This window comes from Rhodanobacter sp. FW021-MT20 (assembly GCF_041107475.1).
In the GTDB taxonomy this organism is placed as follows: domain Bacteria; phylum Pseudomonadota; class Gammaproteobacteria; order Xanthomonadales; family Rhodanobacteraceae; genus Rhodanobacter_A; species Rhodanobacter_A glycinis.
In genome coordinates, this window is the sequence record NZ_JBGBPX010000002.1 from 210,591 (window position 1) to 230,472 (window position 19,882).

General features: G+C 65.5%; 19 protein-coding genes. 10 read left to right on the top strand and 9 right to left on the bottom strand.

Annotated features, from left to right (window positions below):
* Nucleotides 1-11: 11 nt before the first annotated feature.
* Entirely contained in the window at nt 12-335 is a 324-nt protein-coding gene (locus AB7849_RS03825) for a hypothetical protein (RefSeq protein WP_147628434.1), read from the bottom strand.
* A 337-nt stretch (nt 336-672) separates the two neighbouring features.
* Between AB7849_RS03825 and ubiA the strand changes: the two genes are divergently transcribed.
* Nucleotides 673-1,566, top strand: a complete 894-nt coding sequence (gene ubiA / locus AB7849_RS03830) for a 4-hydroxybenzoate octaprenyltransferase (protein WP_439822705.1) — start codon at nt 673-675, stop codon at nt 1,564-1,566.
* A gap of 7 nt (nt 1,567-1,573) precedes the next feature.
* On the opposite strand, the gene AB7849_RS03835 is transcribed toward ubiA, so the two are convergent.
* On the bottom strand, nt 1,574-3,703 hold the full coding sequence (locus AB7849_RS03835; RefSeq protein WP_369500616.1) for a DUF6311 domain-containing protein: 2,130 nt from the start codon (nt 3,701-3,703) through the stop codon (nt 1,574-1,576).
* Nucleotides 3,704-3,796: 93 nt separating this feature from the next.
* Here AB7849_RS03835 and AB7849_RS03840 point away from each other — a divergent pair, with 93 nt between their 5' ends.
* The gene (locus AB7849_RS03840) at nt 3,797-4,843 is read left to right on the top strand and encodes a hypothetical protein (RefSeq protein ID WP_369500617.1); all 1,047 of its coding nucleotides are present in this window, start codon (nt 3,797-3,799) and stop codon (nt 4,841-4,843) included.
* 21 nt (nt 4,844-4,864) lie between these two features.
* On the opposite strand, the gene AB7849_RS03845 is transcribed toward AB7849_RS03840, so the two are convergent.
* Complete coding sequence (locus AB7849_RS03845; RefSeq protein WP_369500618.1) at nt 4,865-5,050, bottom strand: hypothetical protein; 186 nt, start codon at nt 5,048-5,050, stop codon at nt 4,865-4,867.
* A gap of 46 nt (nt 5,051-5,096) precedes the next feature.
* On the bottom strand, nt 5,097-5,804 hold the full coding sequence (locus tag AB7849_RS03850) for a ComF family protein (RefSeq protein WP_369500667.1): 708 nt from the start codon (nt 5,802-5,804) through the stop codon (nt 5,097-5,099).
* Nucleotides 5,805-5,953: 149 nt separating this feature from the next.
* Between AB7849_RS03850 and bioB the strand changes: the two genes are divergently transcribed.
* From bioB to bioC, 5 genes are all read left to right on the top strand, one after another.
* Complete coding sequence (gene bioB / locus AB7849_RS03855) at nt 5,954-7,009, top strand: biotin synthase BioB (RefSeq protein ID WP_008216440.1); 1,056 nt, start codon at nt 5,954-5,956, stop codon at nt 7,007-7,009.
* Between the two features lie 66 nt (nt 7,010-7,075).
* Complete coding sequence (gene bioF, locus AB7849_RS03860; RefSeq protein ID WP_369500619.1) at nt 7,076-8,260, top strand: 8-amino-7-oxononanoate synthase; 1,185 nt, start codon at nt 7,076-7,078, stop codon at nt 8,258-8,260.
* 59 nt (nt 8,261-8,319) lie between these two features.
* Nucleotides 8,320-9,219: a sulfurtransferase gene (locus tag AB7849_RS03865; protein ID WP_008211220.1), complete on the top strand. Its 900-nt coding sequence runs from the start codon at nt 8,320-8,322 to the stop codon at nt 9,217-9,219.
* The gene (gene bioH / locus AB7849_RS03870; protein ID WP_369500620.1) at nt 9,216-10,001 is read left to right on the top strand and encodes a pimeloyl-ACP methyl ester esterase BioH; all 786 of its coding nucleotides are present in this window, start codon (nt 9,216-9,218) and stop codon (nt 9,999-10,001) included. Before AB7849_RS03865 ends, bioH begins: the two co-directional genes overlap by 4 nt.
* Nucleotides 9,998-10,879: a malonyl-ACP O-methyltransferase BioC gene (gene bioC, locus AB7849_RS03875; RefSeq protein ID WP_008211222.1), complete on the top strand. Its 882-nt coding sequence runs from the start codon at nt 9,998-10,000 to the stop codon at nt 10,877-10,879. Before bioH ends, bioC begins: the two co-directional genes overlap by 4 nt.
* A 9-nt stretch (nt 10,880-10,888) precedes the next feature.
* On the opposite strand, the gene AB7849_RS03880 is transcribed toward bioC, so the two are convergent.
* Nucleotides 10,889-11,455, bottom strand: coding sequence for a hypothetical protein (locus tag AB7849_RS03880; protein ID WP_157618074.1), 567 nt, complete (start codon nt 11,453-11,455; stop codon nt 10,889-10,891).
* A 29-nt stretch (nt 11,456-11,484) separates the two neighbouring features.
* Nucleotides 11,485-12,054, bottom strand: coding sequence for a DNA-3-methyladenine glycosylase I (locus tag AB7849_RS03885; RefSeq protein WP_037099711.1), 570 nt, complete (start codon nt 12,052-12,054; stop codon nt 11,485-11,487).
* Nucleotides 12,055-12,143: 89 nt separating this feature from the next.
* Between AB7849_RS03885 and AB7849_RS03890 the strand changes: the two genes are divergently transcribed.
* Nucleotides 12,144-13,034: a DMT family transporter gene (locus AB7849_RS03890; protein ID WP_008211226.1), complete on the top strand. Its 891-nt coding sequence runs from the start codon at nt 12,144-12,146 to the stop codon at nt 13,032-13,034.
* Between the two features lie 66 nt (nt 13,035-13,100).
* Nucleotides 13,101-14,225 (top strand): sterol desaturase family protein, encoded by a 1,125-nt coding sequence (locus tag AB7849_RS03895; RefSeq protein ID WP_008211227.1) that lies wholly within the window; start codon nt 13,101-13,103, stop codon nt 14,223-14,225.
* Here AB7849_RS03895 and AB7849_RS03900 read toward each other — a convergent pair whose 3' ends face one another.
* Nucleotides 14,226-15,197 (bottom strand): pyridoxal-phosphate dependent enzyme, encoded by a 972-nt coding sequence (locus AB7849_RS03900; RefSeq protein ID WP_008211229.1) that lies wholly within the window; start codon nt 15,195-15,197, stop codon nt 14,226-14,228.
* Nucleotides 15,194-16,189, bottom strand: coding sequence for an aldose 1-epimerase (locus AB7849_RS03905; protein WP_008208039.1), 996 nt, complete (start codon nt 16,187-16,189; stop codon nt 15,194-15,196). Before AB7849_RS03905 ends, AB7849_RS03900 begins: the two co-directional genes overlap by 4 nt.
* 68 nt (nt 16,190-16,257) lie before the next feature.
* Here AB7849_RS03905 and pepN point away from each other — a divergent pair, with 68 nt between their 5' ends.
* Nucleotides 16,258-18,909, top strand: coding sequence for an aminopeptidase N (gene pepN / locus AB7849_RS03910; protein WP_008208037.1), 2,652 nt, complete (start codon nt 16,258-16,260; stop codon nt 18,907-18,909).
* 56 nt (nt 18,910-18,965) lie between these two features.
* On the opposite strand, the gene AB7849_RS03915 is transcribed toward pepN, so the two are convergent.
* Nucleotides 18,966-19,151 carry a hypothetical protein gene (locus AB7849_RS03915; RefSeq protein ID WP_008208032.1) on the bottom strand — a complete coding sequence of 62 codons (186 nt, stop codon included), beginning with the start codon at nt 19,149-19,151 and terminating at the stop codon, nt 18,966-18,968.
* Nucleotides 19,152-19,882: the final 731 nt, after the last annotated feature.

Genomic DNA, 19,882 nt, shown 5'->3' on the forward strand with positions numbered 1-19,882 from the left:
CGGGACGGACTTCAGTGCCCGCTGCCGGGTACTGCCGGCGGAGTGGCTGCAGGCGTCGCCGCCTTTGGCGGCGCCGTGGTCCCGGGCGTGACTGCTGGTGATGACGCCGTCGTGGATGACGCCGCCGGCGTCGAGGCCCAGTGCTCGCTCTGGATATCCATGCTCTTGTCCATCATGGCATTGCGCGACTTCTCGATAGCCTTGGCGGTGCCCGGTGCCGGCGCAGACGAACTTGCCGCAGGCCCGTCCGACGCTACCGGCTTGTCCCGGTTGGCGTGACAAGCCGCCAGACCAAACATCGCCGCAAGGGTGAGAGTGCAGAGGATCGCCTTCATACGCCGCTCCGGTCAGGGCCATGGCCGATCTTGGCGCGGCGTAGTTGAACCGGACGTCAAGAGAGGTCGGCGAATCCGTGTGGAGCCGCTCGATGGCCACATGCGCTCACCGGACTGACCCGAAGCCGGGATCGTGCGGCACAACGCGTTTCTCCCGACAGGCCACACTGCCTCCGCCATCGGCTCACGCTACACTTCGCCGATGGCTCCTCCTCCGCGCAAGCGCCAGCGGCGCAAACCTGCATCGTCCACCCAGACCCGGCCACACGTGCGTGCGCCACGGCCGGCGGCGGCCAGGCCTGCGGGTCCTGCCGACAGTTCGACCCGTGCCAGTCGCGTGCTGGACTGGCTGCTGCAGAAATTGCCACTGCGCCAGCGCGAGAAGGCGCACGACTATCTGGTACTGACCCGCATGGATCGCCCGATCGGCGCGTTGCTGCTGCTGTGGCCGACGTGGTGGGCGCTGTGGCTGGCGGCTGACGATTTTCCGCCATGGAAGTTGCTGATCATCTTCACCCTGGGCGTGTTCGCGATGCGCGCGGCCGGCTGCGCGATCAACGACTTTGCCGACCGCAAGCTGGACCCGCAGGTGGAACGCACCGCCGGCCGGCCGATCGCCAGCGGAAGGGTGACGCCGCGCGAGGCGCTGATCGTGTTCGCCGCGTTGCTGGTGTTCGCTTTCATCCTGGTGTTGTTCACCAACAAGCTCACCATCGAAATGTCGTTCATCGGCGCGGCGCTGGCGGCAATCTACCCGTTCACCAAGCGCTGGACCTACCTGCCGCAAGTGGTGCTGGGCGCGGCGTTCGGCTGGTCGATCCCGATGGCGTTCACCGCCGTGACGAGCACGGTGCCGCCGCTGGGCTGGCTGCTGTTCATCGCCAACATCCTGTGGTCGGTGGTGTACGACACCGAGTACGCGATGGTCGACCGCGACGACGACCTGAAAGTCGGCGCCAAATCCACCGCGATCCTGTTCGGCGACGCCGACCTGCCGATCCTCGGCATCCTGATGGCCACCCTGCTGCTGGCGATGGTCTTCGTCGGCCAGCGCGCACACCTGGGCTGGCCGTACTGGCTGGCCCTGCTTGTCGCCACCGGCCTGTTCGCCTACCAACTGTGGTTGATCCGCAAACGCGAACGCGGCCCCTGCCTGACTGCCTTTCGCCACAACAACTGGTGGGGCCTGGCGGTGTGGATCGGCATCGTGCTGGCGTTGGCGGTCAGATAGTGAACCGCTACCCCTGCGGCTGATTCCGGACTGTTTCGACCTGCAGGCTTTGCAGGTTTACCGAAATATCACGAGGGTCCGCGCTCTCGCCGGCAGCAAGCGGCGACCGCGGCTGGTCGAAGCGCAACTCGACATGGAGGTTGCCCTGCGCATCCATCGCTTCGGACGGCACCCTCACTACCGTCATCGGCATGGGTTTGCCGCGCTCGAACGACCAGCGTGCCAGCAGATGCTGGCCGGCAGAAACATCGACAGTGAGCTTCGGAAATGCCACTGGCAGATAGGGCAATACACCCATGACCAGGCGCACGCCAGCTCCGGGCGATGCCACGCGGAGGCCCAATTCGGCGGTGGCTCCGCTTGACCAGGTGCCGCCGTCGCCGGGATGGCTCCAGCCTGCCAGCTGAAAAGCAAGCCCCGCAGCATCCGGACTGAAATGATAGATGTGGCCCGGCAAGGCTTCCGCATAACCAACGCGCGACGGATGATGCAGGACGCCGCGTTGACCATGCGCAAACCAGCCCGGCGCGACGACATGGAAGCCGTCGACCATGCCCATGCCAGTACCCGCGGGAAAGCCATTCTGGATACGCGCGAGTCGCTGCCACATGTCCGGTTGCACGAGGTAGAGGCCATGGGCATCGAGCTTCCCGCGGAAGAACGCATCATGCCGCTGCGTGCGCTCGCGTTGCAGGTACGGCGCGGGAAGTCGCGCATAGTAGGCCGTATCGATACCGAAGCCATGGGATAGCGCCAGCATTTCGTAGGCGATGTACTCATCACCGCTGTAATGGCCCGGGATCACGTACAGATTGGAATAGCGTGCCCGCGCCTCGTTCCAGAACGCCGAAGAGGTCTGCGGAAAATGGCCGTCTGCGACTTTGCCTGCTGCAGTGTGGCGAGAAACCTGCAGGAAAGGCTGCAGGTCGATGAACTGCAACAGCAATACCACGATGGCCGTCACCTGCATTCCCCGGACGGGCAATCGAGACAATCCGCGGACCGCGACCAGCATCAACAGATAGTAAACCGGCCAGAACAATCGCCCCGAACAGCGGAAGGTGTTGGCCCACTTGGCAACGATGGTGGGCAAGGGCAACGTGAACAGTACGTGCGACCCGAAAGTCACGACATTCGACACGGCCAGTGCCGTGAGCACCCATGCACACAGTGCAATCGCCGTTCCTGGCCGCTTTTGCCATGCTTGCACCTGGCCAGGCCGACGTCCCCGCCAGCACCACCAGACCGCTCCCGCCATCAATGCAAGCAAGACACCGGCACCAAGGTAATTGAATCCCTCGTACTGACCCGCAGTCGCAGGCGACAGCGCCGGCATCAGGAAGGGACGAATGCCTACCGGCATGAATGGCGACAGCAGATTCATCGAATAGAAGCCGAAGCCGCCAGCCGATACATCCATGTCACCGAAATAGCCGGCCAGCCACATCAGGAGCAGCGAGCCGCCGATCGACGCCGGCGCTGCCCACAGCATCGATTTCGCCAATCGAGCACGATCGAGGACGAGATAGCGCAACAGATAGGCCGCCCAGATCGCATAGGCCATGACCACGAGGTAGGCCTGCACCAGCGGTACCAGCCACAACAGCGCCAGCCACTGCCACAGCCGGCCACGGCTCGGCGGCACGTAGTACAGATAGAGCGCGCAGACGATGATCCAGTGCGCGCTCAGCGCCAGATGAGCCTGGGCACGAAGCAACATGATCGGGCTGAGCAGGAACAACACGGTTCCGACGGCCAGCAGCAGACGACTTCGCGTGAACAGGGACAGCAGGCGACAGGCGAAATAACCCTGCAAGACATAGCACAGGCAAAGCCAGATGCCGTCGTACTGGAACGTCGCGGGCAGCCATCTCCGGAACAGCTTGAAGACCAATGCCAGCAGCGGGATCGAGTCGGAATAGACGATCGAATGAGCCTGTTCCAGCCCAAGCGCATGCAGCCGGCCCAGCGGGAACATCCATGGCTCCGCTCGAAAGGCGAGCCACCCCATGTAACTCTGTGCCGAGTCGCCCACCGCCAGCCAGCCGACATGCCCGGGCCACAGATACGAAGCATCCAGCAGCAGGCAGAACATCAACGCCCCACCACAGGCAGCCCATATGGCCGCTGCCAACATGGGGTTTCCTCTAGAGCGTGGCGGCAGGTCGTTGAATGCCATCATTCATGTCCGTATCAACACCCTGTCGAGGGTAACCTACGGACCTGCGCCATGGATGTCCCGCACGCGCAAGGCATCGTATGCAAGACTGCGCCTCGATACTTCCCGGTTCGAACGTCAGCTGGCCCCATGTTCAAACTCCATCACCTGCTCATGCGCCAACCATCCCGCACGCCGGTTGACGACGACACCAGAACGCCCGCGGACACAGGGTCGGCGACCGATGACCCGGTTGCTCGACAGGGCCTGTTCGTCATCGGCGCGGCCCGGACGGGCACGACCATCCTGCAAGGTGCACTGAACGATTCCCGTGAGATTTTCCTGTTCGGTGAACCCGCTTTTCATCGCGACCCGGGAACCCCCGACTTTGCCTCGCGCTACAACGGCATGCACCGCGCCTGGGGCAACCAGGAGACCAAGAGCAGCTACTGCCCTCGCTTGTTCGAACACGATGCCCGTTGGCACGACTACCTCGAAAAACTGGCCCGGCACTATCGCTACGTTGGCTCGAAGATCGTCATCAACCCTCATGACGCGACAGCGGAATGCAGCGAGCTGTTCGATTTCCAGTGCCGCCGCTTTTACACATCGCACCAGATATTCACCTTCCGCAATCCATTGGACACGCTGATGTCCACGCGCGGATTGTCCGAACTCAATGGCGGCCGTATCGCGAGCTGCATCGAGGTGCTGCGCGGCTACTTTCTGGTCGTGCAGCTCTACTTCCAGGCCGTACGCACGCTGCCCCATGTGCATGGCTGGTTCCACGAATCGGTCGGCCCGGACGCGTTCCGTGCTCTTGGTACGTCGCTCGATCTTCCACTGTCGAATGGCATGGCTTACTACGACAGCCGCAAGATTCGTCATTACACGATGGAACAGGTACCCGAATCCCGGTGCACCGTTGTGTCGGAAGCAATGGACCTGTACGGCGATTTCAGGACCCAGGCCAGCGCCGGCTTTGCCCTGCCCCAGATCGAGCAGAACAATGGACATCTCGATCCTGCGCACTTCACGCCACTGGGCCGTCTATCGTGGCGCGTCACACGGTTTCTGGATGCGCTGGACAAGCTGGAGGCATCAGGCGCAAGCGAATGACAGCCAGCATGTGCACGTGTGTCACCGCCAGCAGCTCGCACTTGTTCTCGCGTCGCGCATGCCTCGTTCCCGGCGCACCATGAAGCCGATGAAACCCCTGTAAATCAGCACCGCGGCTTGATCGAAGATGGGCAGGATGGGCGTGGTGCCGTCGACGCGAAAGGGATACGTTCGACCATGCGGATTTGCCCTGATCGTCTCCGACATGTGCGACATTGACCGTCACTGTCTGCAACGGCTTGTGCAGGCAACATCAATCACGTCGTGACGGTGCGCGCGCCAGTGCCCACACATCCACGCGTTGCACCCCGGCACGCTTGAGCACGCGGGCACATTCGGCCAGGGTGGCGCCGGTGGTCATCACGTCGTCGAGGACGGCTACGTGCGATGGCAGCACGATGCCTTCGCGCACGGCAAAGGCGGCGCGCACGTTGCGGCGGCGTGCGACGGCATCGAGTTCGGTTTGTGCATCGGTGGCGCGAACGCGTCGCAGCACGTCGTGGCGACACGGCACACCAAGCGCCTTCGCCAGCGGTCGGGCCAACTCCAGCGCCTGGTTGTAGCCGCGCCGACGCAAGCGGGTGCGATGCAGTGGCACCGGTACGATCAGCGCCGGCCGCTCGATCGTCAGCGGCTCGCGTTGCCACAGGGCGCCCAGCGCACGACCGGCCGCCAGCGCGGCGCCGAACTTGTAGCGCGATTCCAGCCGATCCAGTGGCCAGCCGTAACGAAATGGCGCCCATGCGGCATCCCAGGTGGGCGGATGGCGCTGGCATTGACCGCACAGCGCAGCGGAGGTGGGCAACGGCAAGGCGCAGCGGGCGCAACAATGGTGGTTGCGCGGCAACTCGGCGGCGCAATCGGCGCACAGGTCGATGCCGTCATGCCCTTGCGCGCCGCACAGCAGGCAGCGCGGTGGCAACAAGCCGTATCGCAGGACTTCGATCCAGCGGCGTGCCATTCCCTGCACGAATCACTCCATTCGACGCGATGCACCGATGGTAGCGGGGCGCATGCGTCCACGCATCGTCAACCTGAAATAGCATATTGAAGTTGACACACGGAGGCCGCGACTTCCACACTTTCGCTTTGATCCCGCGAGCATAGACAGTGACCGCTACCCCGACCCGCCACGACTGGACCCGCGACGAAGTGCTCGCGCTGTTCGACCTGCCGTTCAACGACCTGCTGTACCGCGCGCACACAGTGCATCAGGAAAACCACGACTCGAACGCCGTGCAAGTGTCGACCCTGCTGTCGATCAAGACCGGCGGCTGCCCCGAGGATTGCGCCTACTGCCCGCAGGCCGCGCGCTATGACACCGGCGTGCAGGCGCAGAAGCTGATGGAGATCGACGACGTGCTGGCGCGCGCGAAAGCCGCCAAGGCCGCAGGCGCCAGTCGCTTCTGCATGGGCGCGGCGTGGCGCGGGCCGAAGGATCGCGACATTCCCAAGGTCGCCGCCATCGTCAGCGCGGTGAAGGGGCTGGGCCTGGAAACCTGCGCCACGTTGGGCCTGCTTGGCGACGGTCACGCGCAGGCACTGAAGGATGCCGGGCTGGACTACTACAACCACAACATCGACACCGCGCCGGAATTCTACGGCGAGATCATCCACACCCGCGAATACCAGGACCGGCTGGAAACGCTGGGCCAGGTGCGCGACGCCGGCCTGAAGACCTGCTGCGGCGGCATCGTCGGCATGGGCGAAACGCGCGAGCAGCGCGCCGGCCTGCTGCAGGCGCTGGCCAACCTGCCCGAACACCCGCAGTCGGTGCCGATCAACCAGCTGGTGCCGGTGCCCGGTACGCCACTGGCCAATACCGACAAGCTCGACCCGTTCGAATTCGTGCGCGCGATCGCGGTGGCGCGCATCCTGATGCCGCGCTCGATCGTGCGCCTGTCCGCCGGCCGCCAGCAGATGGACGATGCGGTGCAGGCTCTGTGCTTCTTCGCCGGCGCCGGCTCGATCTTTGCCGGCGACAAGCTGCTCACCACCGGCAATCCTGACGTGGCGCACGACCACGCCCTGTTCCGCCGGCTCGACCTGCATCCGCTGGACGTGGTGGAGACCTCGGGCACCGTGCACGCGGACATCCTCGATTCTGCCAGCGCCGACGAAGCCGCCTGTTGCGGCAACAGCTGCGGTTGCGGCGCGGCGGCATGACCCTGCTGGCGTCATCCCTGCGCAAGTGGGGATGACGCCAGCATCCGTCGCACGGATAACCGCCCCATGCCCAGACCCGAGCTTCTTCATCGACTGGCCGCCGAGACGGCCCGGCGCGAGCGTGCCGGCCTGCTGCGCCGCCTGCGCGTGGTCGAGCACGGCGACGGCCCGTGGCTGGAATCGGAAGGCCGCCGCCTGCTCGGCTTCTGCAGCAACGACTACCTGGGCCTGGCACAGCATCCGCAGGTGATCGCTGCACTGAAGCGCGCCGCCGACGACGAAGGCGTGGGCAGCACCTCGGCGCATCTGATCTGCGGCCATCGGCGCGAGCACGCGATGCTGGAAGAGGCGCTGGCCGAATGGACCGGGCGCGAACGCGCGCTGCTGTTCTCCACCGGCTACATGGCCAACCTCGGCACGCTGCAGGCACTGCTGCAACGTGGCGACACCTGCGTGCAGGACAAGCTCAACCACGCCTGCCTGATCGATGGCGCGCAACTGGCCGGCGCCGAACTGAAACGCTATCCGCACGCCGACGTGGCCGGCGCCGCGCGCCAGTTGCAGAGCCGCCCCGACAGCGCCGCCCTGCTTGCCACCGACGGCGTGTTCAGCATGGATGGCGACGTGGCGCCACTGCGCGAACTGGCCGCCGTGTGCACGCGCGAAGGCGCCACCTTGATGGTGGACGATGCCCACGGCCTGGGCGTGCTCGGCGATGATGGCGCCGGCAGCATTCGCGCCGCCGGGCTTGGCCAGCGTGACGTGCCTGTACTGATGGCCACGCTGGGCAAGGCGCTGGGCTGCAGCGGTGCTTTCGTCGCTGGTTCGGCCGCGCTGATCGACGGCCTGCTGCAATTCGCTCGCCCGTACATCTACACCACGGCGATGCCACCCGCGCTGGCCGCTGCTGCGCTGGCCGCGGTCATCGCCGCGCGCGAGGAAAGCTGGCGCCGCGAAAAACTCGCCGCGTTGATCGCCCGTTTCCGCGCTGGTGCCGCCGAACTCGGCTTGGCGCTGATGCCTTCGCCCAGCGCGATCCAGCCGCTGCAACTGGGCGATGCGCAGGCTGCGCTGGATACCGCGCAAGCATTGGAGCAACGCGGTTTCCTGGTAGGTGCGATCCGTCCGCCCACCGTGCCGAAAGGCCAGGCGCGGCTGCGCATCACGCTGTCGGCCGCGCACGAAGAAGCCGATATCGACCACCTGCTGCAGGCCCTGGACGAGCTGCGCTTGATGTCCGGCGCCGGCTGAATCCCGGCCATCGCCCCCCGCCACGTATAATCAGCCGCTTGCCTCCGCGATTTCCCCGCATGTCGATCGTCAATCTCTGCGCATACAAATTCGTCGGCCTGGACGACCTCCCGGCCCTGCGCGAGCGCGTGTTCGAACGCTGCGAGGCGCTGGCACTGAAAGGCACCGTATTGCTGGCACTGGAGGGCATCAACCTGTTCCTGGCCGGGCCGCGCGACGCGCTGGACGCATTCATGGCATGGCTGCGCGAAGATCCACGCTTCGCGGATATCGAGACGAAGGAATCGCCGTCGGACACTGCGCCGTTTGGCCGTCTTCGCGTGCGAGTGAAGAAGGAGATCATTACCCTGCGTGCACCCGCGATCCGCCCCGAAGCCGGGCGTGCGCCGGCAGTGGATGCCGCCACGCTGAAACGCTGGCTCGACCAGGGTCACGATGACGACGGCCGCGAACTGCTGTTGCTGGACACGCGCAACGACTACGAAACGGACGTCGGCAAATTCCCGCAAGCCGTGGATTATCGCCTGCCGCAGTTCACTGCCCTGCCCGCGGCCATTGCCGCCGACCGTGCCCGCTACGAAGGCAAGACCGTAGTGTCGTACTGCACCGGCGGCATTCGCTGCGAAAAGGCCGCGCTGCACATGCGCGATGCCGGTATCGAACACGTATTCCAGCTCGACGGCGGCGTGCTCAAGTATTTCGAGGAAACCGGCGGCGCGCATTGGGAAGGCGGCTGCTTCGTGTTCGACAACCGCGGTGCGGTGGGGCCGGATCTGCTCCCTCTCCCCGCCAGACACCAACTCCCTCTCCCCGCCGGGGAGAGGGCTGGAGTGAGGGGCCAACCTGGCGATGACTTGGCTACAAAGTCTGTTCCATTAAACATCTCCGCAAGCACCCGCCCCTCATCCGACCCTTCGGGCCACCTTCTCCCCGACGGGGAGAAGGAAAAAAGCGCATGACGCTGCACATCGAAACCCACGGCCGCGGCCCCGTGCCACTGGTGCTGTTGCACGGCTGGGCGATGCACGGCGGACTGTTCGCGCCGCTGGTCGAGGCTCTGGCCGACGACTGCACCTTGTACGTGATCGACCTACCCGGCCATGGCTATTCGCGTGACTGCGACCTGCCGCTGGAACCGCACGTCATCGCGCAAACGGTGGCCGCGGCCACGCCGCCGGCCGTGTGGCTGGGCTGGTCGCTGGGTGGTCTGGTCGCCTTGGTCGCCGCGCTGGAACAACCGCAGCACGTGCGCGGGCTGGCCATGCTGTGTGCCACGCCAAAGTTCGTGCGCGACGAGAGCTGGCCGCACGGCAATGCGCCGGCGATGGTGCGCCAGCTCGCGCAGGACCTGGAAACCGATTACCACGCCACGCTGGAACGCTTCATGGCGCTGGAGGCCATGGGCAGCCCCGACCCGCGCGCCGAACTGCGGCGCCTGCGCGCGGACGCCTTCGCGCGCGGCGAGCCGAAATTGCGCGTGCTGCAGGAGGGCATTCGCCTGCTGGAAAACACCGACCTGCGCGAACACCTGCCGCGACTGGGCGTGCCGAATCAGTGGATCGCCGGTCGCCGCGACCGGCTGGTGCATCCGCTGTCCATGCAATGGTCGGCCGACGCTGCCAACGGCGGATTCAGCGAGGTTGCGCACGCCGGCCACGCCCCCTTCTTCGGCCATGCCGATGCCGTTGCCGCGGCGTTGCAGCCGCTGCTGGCCCGCTTCAGAGCAAACCCCACGCCATGAATGATTTCCACGTCGACCACCGCCAGGTCCGTCGCCATTTCGGCGCGGCTGCGCGCAGCTACGAAAAACACGACGCGCTGCAGCGCGAAGTACAAACGCTGCTGCTCGATCGGCTGGGCTTCTATCTGGAAGAGCCGGCGCGCGTGGTCGATGTCGGCGCCGGCCCCGGTCGCGGCACCGCGCTGCTGAAGAAGCGCTGGCCGAAAGCGCAGGTGATCGCACTGGATGCCGCCCTGCCGATGCTGCGCGAAGCGAAGCGCCACAGCGCCTGGCTGAAACCGTTTCAACGCATCTGTGCCGACGCCACCGCGCTGCCGCTGCCCGACCACAGCGTGGACGTGCTGCATTCCAACCTGTGCTTCCAGTGGATCGACGACCTGCCCGCGCTGTTCGGCGAGTGCGTGCGCGTGCTCAAGACCGGCGGCATGTTGACGTTCTCCACCTTCGGCCCCGACACGCTGAAGGAACTGCGCGCCGCCTGGGCCGCCGCCGACGGCCAGCCGCACGTCAGCCGTTTCCTTGACATGCACGACATCGGCGACGCCATGATCAACGCCGGCCTGCGCGACCCGGTGCTGGACGTCGATCGCTTCACCCTGACCTACAGCGAGCCGCGCAAATTGCTGGAAGAACTGCAGGGCCTGGGTGCCACCAACGCCGATGCCACGCGCGCACGCGGCCTCGCCGGAAAATCACGTTACCGCGCCATGCTCGAAGCCTACGAAACCATGCGCGTAGACGGCCGCATTCCCGCCACGTGGGAAGTCGTCACCGCGCACGCCTGGGGTCCGCCGCCGGGACAATCGCGCCGCATCCCCGGCGGCGGCGAGATGGCCAGCTTCTCGATCAACAGCCTGCGCGGCTCGCGGCGACGCTGAGCGCGCAATTCATCGAAGCGAACTGTCGATACGCGTTGCGGCGCGACGCCCAGCGCAAGAAATGGTATCTGCCGCCTTGCCATACGCAAGAAGATCGTCAGCGAAAGGTGACTGGCCCTCAGTCCAATGATTCACGATGGACTGCAATATCAGGCGCGCTCGCATAAGCTCGCCATAGCCAGACATCACAGATAGAGCCAAATCCGGCTTGGCTCCACGAATCCGGTCACCAAAGGCCTGCAGTGTCGGGAATTCAATATGCGCCAGGTCTTTCAATTTTCTCACTTCGAACGCCTTCAGCTTTCGGACGAAGTCGCCAGACCCGCTTGGGTCCGGATGCAACACTCCGGAAGCTAGGCGCCTAGCCAATTCCGAAGCGCTATCTGCCTGTTCCGCAACAGCCTTCAACTCTTGCTGAAGTACTTTGAGCGCTGCATTTGCAACATCGAGTGCATCACGTTTCGCTCGGCCATGCGCAACCCACGGAACAACAATGGCAACTATCACTGCTGCAAGCGTCGCTAGCGCGCTTAAAGCAGTCCAGAAAGTCCCATCCCTCATCAGCGCAATCAGCACAACGCAAGCTTCTGGCATTGTGTACACCCTCAGGCAGAAGAGATTTCTGGATGCCGGAAACAACCGACGAGGTGATCGTTGATCATCCCGGTTGCCTGCATCAGCGAATAGCAGATGGTGCCGCCGACGAAGCGGAAGCCGCGTTTCTTCAGCGTCTTGCTCATGTGGTCGGACAGCGGCGTGGTGGCCGGCACCTGGCTTGATTCGCGCCAGCGATTCACGATCGGCTTGCCGTCGACGAACGACCACAGACAGGCGTCCAGACTCCCGAATTCGTCGATGGCCTTGAGTGCGGCCACGGCGTTGTCGCGGACCGATGACACTTTCAGGCGGTTGCGGATGATGCCGGGATCGAGCAGGCGTTTCTCCAGGTCGCGATCGGTCATCTTCGCGACGCGGGCGATGTCGAAGCCATGGAACGCCTTGCGGTAGTTTTCGCGCTTGACCAGCACGGTGCGCCACGACAGCCCTGCCTGCGCCCCTTCGAGGCACAGGAATTCGAACAAGGCGTTGTCGTCGTGCAGCGGCACACCCCATTCGCGGTCGTGGTAGTCGCACATCAAGTCGTCGCCATCGGCGGCCCAGGCGCAGCGCTGCATGCAATGTCCTCCTTCGGAGCAGGCAATGTAGCGCAGCGGCGGCGACGATGCGGATAGACTCGTGATTTCCTTCTTCGTGATCTCGATCCATGGCTTCATCGTCTTCCCCGCAGCGCACCGCCGTGCTGGCCATGCTCGTCACCATCGGCTTGTGGGCCTACAGCTGGGTGGTGATGAAGCAGGTGCTGCGTTACTCGGGGCCGTTCGATTTTTCGGCGATCCGCTACCTGCTGGGGGCGTTGGTACTGTTTGCCGCGTTGCTGGTGGCGAAGCAATCGCTGCGGCCACCACCGCTGCTGGCCACCGTGCTGATCGGCCTGGCGCAGACCACCGCGTTCCAGGGGCTGGAACAATGGGCGCTGGTGACCGGCGGCGCCGGACGCGTGGCGCTGCTGGCCTACACCATGCCGTTCTGGGCCGTGCTGCTGGCGTGGCCCTTGCTGGCCGAGCGTCCGACCGCGCGGCACTGGCTGGGGCTGGCGCTCGCCGCGCTCGGCCTGCTCTGCATTCTCGAACCCTGGCGCGGCATGGGCAGTTGGCACAGCACGACGCTGGCCCTGCTGGGTGGTGCAGGCTGGGCGCTGGGTACGGTGTTGAGCAAACGGATGTTCCAGCGCCATACCTGCTCGCCGCTCAGTCTCACGGCATGGCAGATGCTGTTCGGCGGCATCGGCCTGGCGATCATCGCGCTGCTGTTGCCGCAGCGGCCAATCGAATGGAACGGGGCCTTCGTGGCCGGGCTGGCCTATTGCGTGGTGTTCGCTTCCAGCATCGCCTGGGGTTTGTGGCTATTCGTGCTGCAACGCCTGCCCACGGCGGTGGCCAGCCTGTCCAGCCTGGGCGTGCCGATTGTCAGCGTGCTGCTGGCCTGGATCATCCTGCACGAGCAGCCGACGCTGATGGAAGGCGTCGGCATCGTCTGCATCCTGCTGGGTTTGTGCTCGGTAAGCGGTGTCGGCATACGCCGGCGCGGGCACTGATTTTCCGTCAGTGCCGGCGCCGGCTGACAGCGGTATCATGCGCCCGTCGTCCCCACGAACAACACCATGTCCTCCCTGCCACAGCTTTGGCTTCACCTGGTCGACTGGCTGAGCAGTCATGCCGTCGCACCGACACTCGATTTGCTGCATCTGGGCAAGCTGTCCGGCGATCCGCGCGACATCGCCGCGTCGCTGCTGATCGCGGCGCTGCAGATCAGCATCATCGGCTTCATCTTCCGTCCGCTGGAAACCTGGTTTCCTGCGGAGAAATGGAGCGATCGCAAGCTCACCCTGGTGGATCGCAACTACACGCTGATGATGCTGCTGGGCATCTTTCCGCTGTTCACCTACCTGATCCTGATGCCGTTCAGCCACCTGTTCGGTGGCGCGGACGCGGCCACCTCCAGCACCGGTTCACCGCTGGCGCTGACGCATTGGATGCCGTGGTTCAACAACCATCCCTACGCCCTGTTCGCAACGTATTACGTGGTCTACGACTTCGTGTACTACTGGATGCACCGCACCCAGCACGCGCTGCCCTGGTGGTGGGCGCTGCACAGCATGCACCACAGCACGCGGCAGATGAGCTGCTGGACCAACGACCGCGGCAACCTGGTGGACGGCTTCATCCAGTCGATGATTCTCGCTGTGGTGGGCCTGGCGATGGGCGTCGATCCGGATGAATTCGCGTGGCTGATGCTGCTGGGCGAACTGGTGCAGAACTTCTCGCATACCAATACGCGCTTCGGCTTTGGCCGCATCCTCGAACACGTCTTCGTCGATCCCAAATTCCACCGTCTGCACCACATGCTGGTCGACCCGGAACGCCCGGGCCTGCACAACTGCAATTACGGCCAGGTGCTGTCGATCTGGGATGTGTTGTTTGGCACCTCGTTGTACGACGAACCGCTGCGCCCGACCGGCGTGGGTGATCCGGTAGTGGATGCCGACAACAACTACGGCCTGATCGGCCTGCACTGGGCCTCGTTGAAACGCTTCTGGGGCACGGTGCGCCGTTTGGACGGCTGGAAACCCGGCGAAGTGGCGTTCAGCCCGGACGATTACCGGCCGATTCCCGTGGGCGAACTCGACCTGCACGCGCTGGCGCACCATCTGCCCGGCCATGTCCATGCACAGGTGACGGTACCGGCACCGACCGATGCCCCCTCCGGAGAATCCGCAGCGGCCTGATCAGGCACCCCACGGCAACGCGTCGAGATCGACGTTGCCACCGGTGAGCACCAGCCCCACGCGCCGACCGGCGAAGCGCTCGCGGCTTTTCAGCACGGCCGCCAGCACGGTGGCACTGGATACCTCGACCACCTGTTTCAGCTCGCTCCACAACAGGCGCATCGCGGCGATGGTTTCCGCATCGCTGACGGTGATCACCTCGACACGATGCCCGCGCAGCGCGTCGAGGTTACGCAGACCGACCAGCGCGCGCAGGCCGTCGCACAGCGTGTCGGGAACCACGTCGGTGACGCGCTCGCCGGCGACCAGCGAACGCACTGCATCGTCTGCACCTTGGGGCTCGGCGCCGAACAGGGACAGGGTCGGATCGATGCCGTGCGCGGCGATCGCCACGCCGGCGGCCAGACCGCCGCCACCCACCGGCGTCATCACGCTGTCCAGCGTCGGCGCCTGGCGTAGCAGCTCCAGCGCCAGTGTGCCCTGGCCTGCCATTACCCGCGTGTCGGCATAGGGATGGACGAGTACGGCGCCAGTCTGCGCCTGCACTTCTGCGGCGGCCGCCTCACGCGCCGCCTGTGTCGGCGCACAGCGATGGATGATGCCGCCGGCGCGCGCGATGGCATCGAGCTTGGCCTGCACCGCGCCTTCCGGCACCACCACGTGGGCGGCAATGCCGCGCGTGGCGGCCGCCAGCGCCAACGCATTGCCGTGATTGCCGGAAGAATGGGTGACCACGCCGCGCGCGGCTTCGCCATCGTCCAGCGACCACACCGCATTGCAGGCGCCGCGGAATTTGAACGCGCCGCCACGCTGCAGGTTCTCGCACTTGAAATGCAGCTCGGCGCCGGCCAGCGCGTCCAGCACGTCGCTGCGCAGCACCGGCGTCACCACCGCATGCGGCGCGATGCGTGCCGCGGCGTCGCGGATCTGCGCCAGTGTCGGCAGTGCATCCACGGGCATGGCGTCACTCATGCCGTTTCGACTTCCACGCCGCAGCGGAACCGCCGTTCGGCACCCGGCTCCAGCCGGATCGCCTCGGCGCAGTCGGGCCGATTGAACGCGTTGGCCATGCATTCCATCGGCTCCAACGCCACGGATTGGCGCACGCCACTGCTGATCGTGTCGGCGGTGAACGTGTGCATCATCCCGCGCTCCTGCCACACCGCGATGGCAAAGCCGCTGGCCGGATCATGCAGGCGCGTGCGGATGCGACCGTCCGTCTCGGTGTCGAGGTCGACATAACCTTGGTCGAGGATGGTGTCGCCGATCACGCGCGGCTCGCGGAAATCCAGCGCCGGTGCGTCGTCCAGCGGCACGTAGGCAGACGCGCCGGGCAGCGCGATGAGGTTGGCATCGGCACGCACCAGGACTTCGGCCGGCACCTGCAACGCCCAGCTGTCCACCTCGCCCTCGGTCACGCGGAAATACGGATGCCAACCGAAGAAGCACGGCGCGGCGTTGTCGCCCACGTTGCGCATGCACACCTCCAGCGTGAGGCCGCCAGCGTCCAGCGTGTAAGTCACCGTGAGATCGATCGCATGCGGATAACCGGGCTGCGGGCGAATCGCCGAGGTCGTCAGCGCGACATGCGCGGAATGCTCGTCCGCCTGCAACGACGCCACCTCGTAATCCACCCCGCGCACGAAGCCATGCCGGCTGGCGCGGGCCGCGCCTTCCACCCCCGGCTGCAGATCCTGCGTCTGCCCGTCAAAGGTGTAGCGCGCGTCGGCGATGCGTCCGCCGAACGGCACCATGATGGCAAAGCGCGAGCTGGGTCGGGCCACGATCTCCGCCTCGTCGCGATACCCGGCCGCGATATCGAACACACCGCCCGCACGCGGCACCTCGAAGCCAATCAGCGCGGCGCCGTGACAGGCGACGCGAACGCATCGTCCCGCGCCATCCTGCAGCACCACGATCGGCTGTGCGCCAAGCGTGGCGCGTTCTGCGGCATATCGACCCATCGGCGTTTTCCTGTGCATAACACGCCCCATGTTAGCCTGATCCGATTCCATTTCACCGGTATCCCCCCATGAGCGCTCGCCCCGAACACACTCCCGCCCCGACCCGACTCAGCGACTACCGCCCCCCGGCCTGGCGCGTCGACGCGGTGCAACTGGACTTCGATCTTGGCATCGACACCAGCGAAGTCACCGCGCGCCTGCAACTGCGCCGCGACGATGCGCAGGACGAGCCGCTGCGGCTGGACGGCGAAGGGCTGGAGCTGCTGTCGATCACCCTGGATGGCGAGGCGTTGGCACCGACTGCCTGGCGCTACGCCGACCACGTGCTGGAAATCGATGGCGCGCGCGACGGCAGCGTGCTGGAAACCCGGGTGCGACTGAAACCGGCCGCGAATACCGCGCTGGAAGGCTTGTACCTGTCGGGCTCGCGCGAAGCCGGCTTCCTGCTGACCCAATGCGAGGCGCAGGGCTTCCGTCACATCACCTTCTTCCCGGATCGCCCCGACGTGCTGGCGACCTATACCGTCACCCTGCGCGCCGATCGCGAGCGCTTCCCGATCCTGCTGGCCGGCGGCAACCCGGATGGCACCGGCGAACTTGAGGGTGGCCGCCATTGGGCGCGCTTCGTCGACCCGCACCCGAAACCCAGCTACCTGTTCGCGCTGGTCGCCGGACGGCTGGAAAAGATCGAACGCGACTACACCACCGCCGACGGCCATGCAGTGAAGCTGGTGATGTGGTCCGAGGCGAACGTGATCGACCGCTGCCATTACGCGCTGGACGCGCTGGAACGCGCGATGCGCTGGGACGAACAGACCTACGGCCGCAATTACGACCTCGACGTGTTCCATGTCGTCGCCACGCACGACTTCAACATGGGCGCGATGGAGAACAAGGGCCTCAACATCTTCAACGCCAAATACCTGCTGGCCGATCCCGATTCCACCACCGACGACGAATACCGCGCGGTGGAGGCGGTGGTCGCACACGAGTACTTCCACAACTGGAGCGGCAACCGCGTCACCTGCCGCGACTGGTTCCAACTGTCGCTGAAGGAAGGCCTCACCGTGTTCCGCGAGCAGAGTTTCTCGGCTGACATGAATTCCGCGCCGCTGAAGCGCATCGAAGACGTCTCGCTGCTGCGCCGCGCCCAGTTCACCGAGGATGCCGGCCCGCTGGCGCACCCGGTGCGCCCGTCCGAGTATCGCGAGATCAACAATTTCTATACCGCCACGGTGTACGAGAAGGGCTCCGAACTGGTGCGCATGACTGCCGGCCGGCTCGGTCGCGACGGCTTCCGTCGCGGCATGGACCGCTACTTCGAACGCAACGACGGCCGCGCCGCCACCATCGAGGATTTCCTCACCGCGCTGGGCGAGGCCAACGACATCGACCTCAGCCCCAACCTGGCCTGGTACGGCCAGGCCGGCACGCCCCGGCTGAAGGCCCGTGGCGATTACGATGCCGCGCGTCATCAGTACACACTGACGCTATCGCAGCACACACCGCCCAGTCACGGCCAGCCGCACAAGCAACCGGTGCCGATTCCGGTGAAGCTGGCCTTGTTCGGTCACGATGGCCGCATGCTGCCCTTGCATATGGACGGCCAGACGGCCGCGGGCGAAACCGAGTCGGTGGTGGTGCTCGATCGGCCCGAACACTCCTTCGTGTTCCGCGATGTTGCGGAGAAACCCGTACCGTCGCTGCTGCGTGGCTTTTCCGCACCGGTGATCCTGGAGTGCGATTACGCCCCGCACGAACTGGCGCTGTTGCTGACCCACGACGTGGACGGCTTCAACCGCTGGGAGGCCGGCCAGCAGCTCGCCGCACGCGCCTTCGACGCGCTGCGTGACGGCGGCGACGACGCGGCTCCCGTCGCCTGGTGCGATGCGCTCGCCGCGCTGTTCGCACAAGCCGAGCTGGACGACGCCCTGCTCGCCGGCCTGCTCACACCACCGGGCGAACTCGAGTTGGCCGACCGCCAGCCCGAGGCCGACCCTGCGCGCATCCACGCGTTGCGGCAGTCGTTGCTGCAGCGTCTCGCCAGCCGTATCGGCGCTGCGGCGCTGCATGCGCGTTATCAATCCCTCGCCGCGCCAACCGAACTCGATCTCGGTGCCGCCGGCCAGGGCATGCGCCGGCTCAAGCGGCGCGTGCTGGAACTGCTCGCCCTGATCGACGCGGAACGCGCCCATGCGCTGGCCGCCGCCCAGTACGACAACGCGCAAGGCATGACCGACCGCCTCGCTGCGCTCGATGTGCTGGTACGCAACCAGGCGACGCAAGGCGATGCCGCGCTGGCGCACTTCCGCGCGCGCTACGACGACAACGCATTGGCGCTGGACAAGTGGTTCATGGTGCAGGCGCAGATCCCGGGCGAACCGGCACTGGCCCGCGTGCAGGCGCTGGAGGCCGATCCGAAGTTCACGCTGAAGAACCCGAACCGCGCCCGCGCCCTGCTCGGTACGTTCGCCAGCGCCAATCCCAGTGGCTTCCACCGTGCCGACGGTGCCGGCTACGTGCTGTTTGCCGAACGCCTGGCCCAGCTCGACGCACTCAATCCGCAAATCGCCGCGCGACTGGCCACGGCATTCAACGGCTGGAAGCGGCTCGAACCGGTACGCCGCGAAGCGGCGCGTGAGGCGATGGCGCAGTTGCTGGGGCGGCCGGCGTTGTCGCGCAATCTGGGCGAGATTCTGGGCAACATGCTGCAGGACTGAGCCGACGGCTCATTCCCGGCCACTCGTGCAGACTCTCGCCTGCACGAGCGGCGGCATCAGACCGCCAGGTGCATCAGTTCGTCGCGCAGATGGCTCATCTTGCTCTGCAGGCGCGACAGCAGTTGCTCCTGCTTGGCCATCTCGTTCTGATTCAGGTAATCCATCGCCATCTCGACCTTGCCGATCTCGATCAGCAGGTCATGGTGCATGTATACCGGCGCAATTTCGTTGTTGAAGTCCATGCCATCACCTCGTTCTCTGTTGCCTCCGAGGCGTTGCATCAGGCATGCCAAAAACGTGATGGACATCACATCGAAAATGGTCATGGATCACAAGCTGACACACCGCGTCAGCTGCTGCCGCGATCCGACACAAAACCGCGTTTTAGTCACTTCGTGTTCACGCGCGCGGCGGCATGATCAATCCACGCTTGAGGCAGCGAAGGCTGCTTGACGGCAACCGCATTCACGGTTTCTGGCGCCCGGCAACACGGTCATCCTGGATTCCCCCTGTTCCTGAGACCGCCGGGCGCCAGATCTCTCTCGCAAGGCAGGAAACCGCGCACGACGCGGTTTTTTTGTGCCCGGAGCCCGGCTGGCGAGGGTTTCGCGCGGAAGCCAACCCCGAAAAAAGTGACGGCGCCCAGGGAAACCCGGGGCGCCGCCATGCTTCCTCTCCCGGCACGCAATCGAACCCCTGTCCGTCCGATCTCGGCGCGCGTTGACCGCGCAGCGTCTGCCCGTGAAAGTGCAATTCAGAGGAAGCACGAGGCGTGCCACCGACGACGCCTGTCGCCCGGCCGGGCTTCGGAGTTACCATAACGGCTTGTTTTCACTGGAATCCGGCCTGGCGAACCACGCACACGCCGGCATTCCCGTCCTGCGCGCCTGCCGAGAACCGTCCATGCTCCATCCCAACCACTGCGACGTGATCGTGATCGGCGGCGGGCGAACCACGTTGTCCGCAGGCCAGG